This window comes from Actinomadura sp. CNU-125 (genome assembly GCF_001942465.1).
In the GTDB taxonomy this organism is placed as follows: Bacteria; Actinomycetota; Actinomycetes; order Streptosporangiales; family Streptosporangiaceae; genus Spirillospora.
The window spans coordinates 1-4,159 of record NZ_MKJY01000365.1 but is presented as its reverse complement, the minus strand read 5'-3'; the positions used below and the strand labels follow the sequence as shown (position 1 = coordinate 4,159).

The 4,159-nt window shown below is 75.6% G+C and carries 3 protein-coding genes and 1 pseudogene; 1 reads left to right on the top strand and 3 read right to left on the bottom strand.

Going from position 1 to position 4,159, the window contains the following annotated elements; all coding sequences use genetic code 11:
- Positions 1 to 489: pseudogene (locus tag BJF79_RS56155) on the bottom strand (hypothetical protein); the annotation flags it as partial.
- Positions 490 to 574: 85 nt separating this feature from the next.
- Here BJF79_RS56155 and BJF79_RS62770 point away from each other — a divergent pair.
- Positions 575 to 1,546 carry a hypothetical protein gene (locus BJF79_RS62770; RefSeq protein WP_075903451.1) on the top strand — a complete coding sequence of 324 codons (972 nt, stop codon included), beginning with the start codon at positions 575 to 577 and terminating at the stop codon, positions 1,544 to 1,546.
- A 339-nt stretch (positions 1,547 to 1,885) separates the two neighbouring features.
- On the opposite strand, the gene BJF79_RS33405 is transcribed toward BJF79_RS62770, so the two are convergent.
- Both BJF79_RS33405 and BJF79_RS33400 read right to left on the bottom strand, forming a co-directional pair.
- Positions 1,886 to 3,652: a PD-(D/E)XK nuclease family protein gene (locus tag BJF79_RS33405; RefSeq protein WP_075903449.1), complete on the bottom strand. Its 1,767-nt coding sequence runs from the start codon at positions 3,650 to 3,652 to the stop codon at positions 1,886 to 1,888.
- 87 nt (positions 3,653 to 3,739) lie between these two features.
- Positions 3,740 to 4,159 (bottom strand): Lsr2 family protein (locus tag BJF79_RS33400; RefSeq protein ID WP_262402919.1); only part of this gene is annotated, 420 nt, incomplete at its 5' end.

Here is a 4,159-nt window from a genome sequence, read left to right as displayed (position 1 = left end):
GGACGGGCCCTCGGCCGCGCCGTCGGCGGCGCGAGCGGGCTCGGGCACGCCCTCACCGGCGGCCCCCTCGGCACCGTCGCGGCACGCCTGGGCGGCATGGCCGGAGCCGGCAACCTGGCGATCCAGGTGATGGTCACCTCGCTTCGCCTGCGGATCACCGCCGTGGCCCTCGCCAACCCCGAACTGGTCCGCGACCCGCTCGTCCGGCGGCTCATCGACGCCGTCGCCGCCGACCGCGACCTCGACTCGGCCCGCGCCCTGTACGCCCTCGTCCGCGACCACGGCGCCGTCCGCGCCCTCACCGCGATCGCCCCGATCTTCGGCGAGATCCTCGCGCTGCGCGCCCTGCTCGACCAGAACCCGCTCAACGACGCCACCGCCTGGCTCATCGCGACCGGCACCGGCACCGCGACCGCCGACCCCCTCACCGGCATCAGCAACCGCGCCATCGCCGCCCTCGACACGGGCGCGGGCGCGCGCCGTCCGCACGTCCTACCCCGCCGACCGGCTGCGCGCGCACGGATCCCTCCTGGACTTCCTCGCCAACATCTGCGCCCTCGGCCCCGGCGGCCGCGTGCTCGTCCAGACCGTCCGCGGCCCCGACGGCGCCGAACGCCACGTCGTCCAGGCGCCCGGCATGCGGCTCGGCGTACCCGACGACGCCTCCCCCTGCGACCTGCTCGGCGCGTTCAGCAGCACGGTCCGCGACAGCGCCCCCTACAGCCGCGCCCTCGCCCGCGCCATCGACGACTACGGCGTTCCGCCCGGCGCGGAACTCGCGCTGATCGGCCACAGCGCGGGCGGCGCCGCCGTCATGAGCCTGGCGCAGGACGCCGACTTCGCCGCCCGCCGCACCGTCACCCACGTCGTCGCCATCGGCTCCCCGGTCGACTTCAAGCACCCCGCGTCCCCGGACACCTGGGTCGCCAGCGTCACCAACCAGCACGACATCGTCCCGTCCCTCGACGGGCAGGGCGCCGGAGCCTGCCTCGACCCCCGGCCCGGCTGGTACGTCGTCGACTACACCGACCCGACCCACCTGTTCCCCGCCTGCCACGCGATCGAGCACTACACGACCAACCTCACCGACGACCTCCCCGAGCAGCGCGCGGAGATCGACCGCAACCTCGCCCGCTACCGGGGCCCGGTGATCCGCTCCCAGGTGTACCGCCTGTTCGACGACGGCCCCGCCGCGCGGCGCGCGTCCGGAAGCCGCCGCCGGTCCGATGACCGGCCCGCGCCTCGACGGCGCCCGCCCGCCACAGTGCCGGACGCGCCGCGAGTCGCGCGCGGGGCGAACGCCACCGACCACGGCGAACTCCTCGCCGCCGACTCCCGCGAGACGGCCGAATGCGCCGACCGCCTCCGCGTCCTCGCCGCCCGCCTACGCACCCAGGCCGCCGCCCCCGACTGGCTGTTCGCCACCCTGCACGACCACATCACCGCCTGCGTCACCGCCTCCGAAGACCTCGCCGAAGCCGCCGCCCGAATCCGAGACCTCCCCCCGACCCCCCGCCTGGCCACCGCCCCAAGGCCCCAGCGTTGACGGCCCGGCGGTCCGCCAACGGCGGGCTTCCCGGACGGTCCGGCGGACGGCCGGAATCGACAGGCCCTCGGACGGTCCGGCGGTCAGGGCAGCGCGGTCCTCCGGAGGGTCGGGCGATCGGGGCAATAGGGACCCTCGCGCGGCCAGAGCAGCGCGAGCCACTCTGACGTTCGGCGTCAGAACGGCGCGCCCCTCAGCGGGTTCGGCGACTAGAGCAGTGCGGGCCCTTCGGACGTTCGGCATCAGAGCAGCGCGAGCCACTCTGACGTTCGGCGTCAGAACGGCGCGCCCCTCAGCGGGTTCGGCGGCCAGGGCAGTGCGGCTCTGACGGTTCGGCGGTCAGAACGGCGGGGGTTCTTCGGACGGTTCGGTGACGCCTTCGGCGACGGCCGCGGCACGGCCCGTCACCGACGTGCCGAGGACCTCGCCGGTGAGCGGGTCGATGCGGACGCCGTCCACCACGATCGGGGCGCCGGGGTCGTTCGACGCGCGGTCCGGGCACCAGTCGGCGACCGGGCAGCCGCCGCACCACGGGCCCGGCAGCGGCCGGAACGCCTCGTCGGCGTGCCAGCGGGCGGTCATCGAGGTGATCACCTCCCGGGCGGCCTGCCGGACGGCCGGGTCCCACACGTCGAACCGCAGCACCTCGGCGCCCGACGGCGTCATCGTCTCCAGTTCGACGATCCCGCCGCCGTCCCCGCCGAGGACGCCGTGCTTCATCAGCAGGACGGCCAGCGCCAGCTGCGGGACGAGCGTGAACAGCGTCCCGGCGTCCCCGGCGGGCGGCGCGCCCTGCGTCGTCTTCGTCTCCCGGTACACGACGGTGCCGCCCACGGTGCGGATCAGGTCCGGGTGGGCGATGACCACGACGTCCGCCTCGGTGTCGTGCGCGGCCACCGACGGCTCCGGCGCCACGTCCGCGCACGGCTCCCGCAGCGGGCACACGTCCACGTGCGCCAGCAGGTACGGCCGCGCCTCCGCGTACTCCTCCGGGGTCATGAACGCGGCGGCGTCGCCCGGCCCGGACTCGGGCAGGTCCGCCGCCGAGCACGCCCGGGCGCCGGACCGGCCGTGCGCGAACTCCAGCCACCGGTGGACCGCGCGGCCCCGCCGCGCCGCCGTCCCGTCCGAACGCTGCGCGGCGGGAATGTGCAGCTCCCGCAGATGCGCCTGCGCGGGGCACACCAGGTACTGCCGGCCGGTGGTCACCGACCAGGTGCGACGGTGCGTGCCGCGCCCGTCGAGTCCGAGCAGCCCCGGCACCTCCGGCACCGCGCCGCACGTCGGCAGGGCCTTGCAGTCGACGCAGTCGGAGCCGGGACGCGCGCCGGTGCCGAACGCGATGTCGGTCACGATCGCCTTGGTGCGTTCCCGGTAGACGCGGCCGACCTCGGCGGGCGAGGCGTCCACGAGCACCCGCGGCGGGACGTCCCCCGTGAGCACGACCTCCACCAGCCGGACGCGCTCCGGGGCGACCTCGTCCGGGACGACCTCGACCGGCAGGTCGCGGTAGACGTCGCCGTCCGCGCGCAGCCCCGCCGCCGCGACGAACGCGAGCGCGTCGTTCGACGGCGCGTCCCGCTCGCCGGGCCGTCCGACCCGCAGCCGCCGGAACTCCCGCACGGTCCCGTCGGCCGACGCGTACCAGCGTCCCCACGCGGTGAGCACCCGCAGCTCCGCCGCCGACTCGGCCTGGACGACCCGCGGCTGCGGCTCCGGCCGCACCGCGACCCCCTCGACCTCAAGGTCCTCGGCGACCCATTCGGCCGCCCGCAGGTACGCGTCGAACGCGTGCCGCACCCACACAGCGACGCCCGGATGCACCGCCGACCGCGCCCGTCCGAGCGCCTTGTCGATTGCGTCGTCCGCGGGCACGCCCCCGAACTCCGTCAGGTTCAGCGCGTCCATCACGATCCCGAGCGGGAACGTCTCCCACGGCGCGTACCGCCGCGGCCGCCCGCGCCGCGGCCACACCCTCGGCCGGGCCTTGAGCGCGGCGAAGTCGCGGCACTGCCGGTCGTCGCGGTCGAGCAGGCTCGCCGAGAGCCGGATGACGCCGGGGTCGCCGCCCAGTTCCTCGTGCGGCGTCCAGTTTCCGAAGGGCATGTCCGCTCCAGCTCTAGGGGGGTGACGACATCATTAAAACATGCGTGAACCCAATCAACCATCGATTAAGTCAAGTCGCCGCCCGATTCACCTATCGGGATCGTACGGCGCCTCCGGGTGCTCCCAGTTGTAATCGTCGATGATCGCCTTGGCGATCCGGCCCCGCGATCCGACATGGCGTCCGTTCGCGCGGGCCCAGGCCCGGACCTGCTCCCCGGTGCTCCGCCGTCCGCGCGCCGGGACGTCCGCGCCCTGCGACGAATCGCCCGGCTCGTCCGTTCGCGCACTCCGGGAGGCCCCGGCAAGTTCGAGGAACTCCAGCGTCCGAGCCTCCACGGACGGCCGAACGTCCCGATCGCCGGGGCCGGAACCGGTGCGCATCGGATCGGTGCGCACCCGGGACGCGGGCTCGGGCGCGCCGGACGCGAGGCGGGTGGGCGCCGGGTCGGCGGACGCCGGGTCCCCGGCCATAGAGCCGGCGTGCATCGGGCCGGTGGGGGCGGGCCG

Excerpts from the sequence above, each read along its gene's own strand:
- BJF79_RS33405 (WP_075903449.1), bottom strand. The coding sequence starts at position 3,652 with ATGCCCTTCGGAAACTGGACGCCGCACGAGGAACTGGGCGGCGACCCC.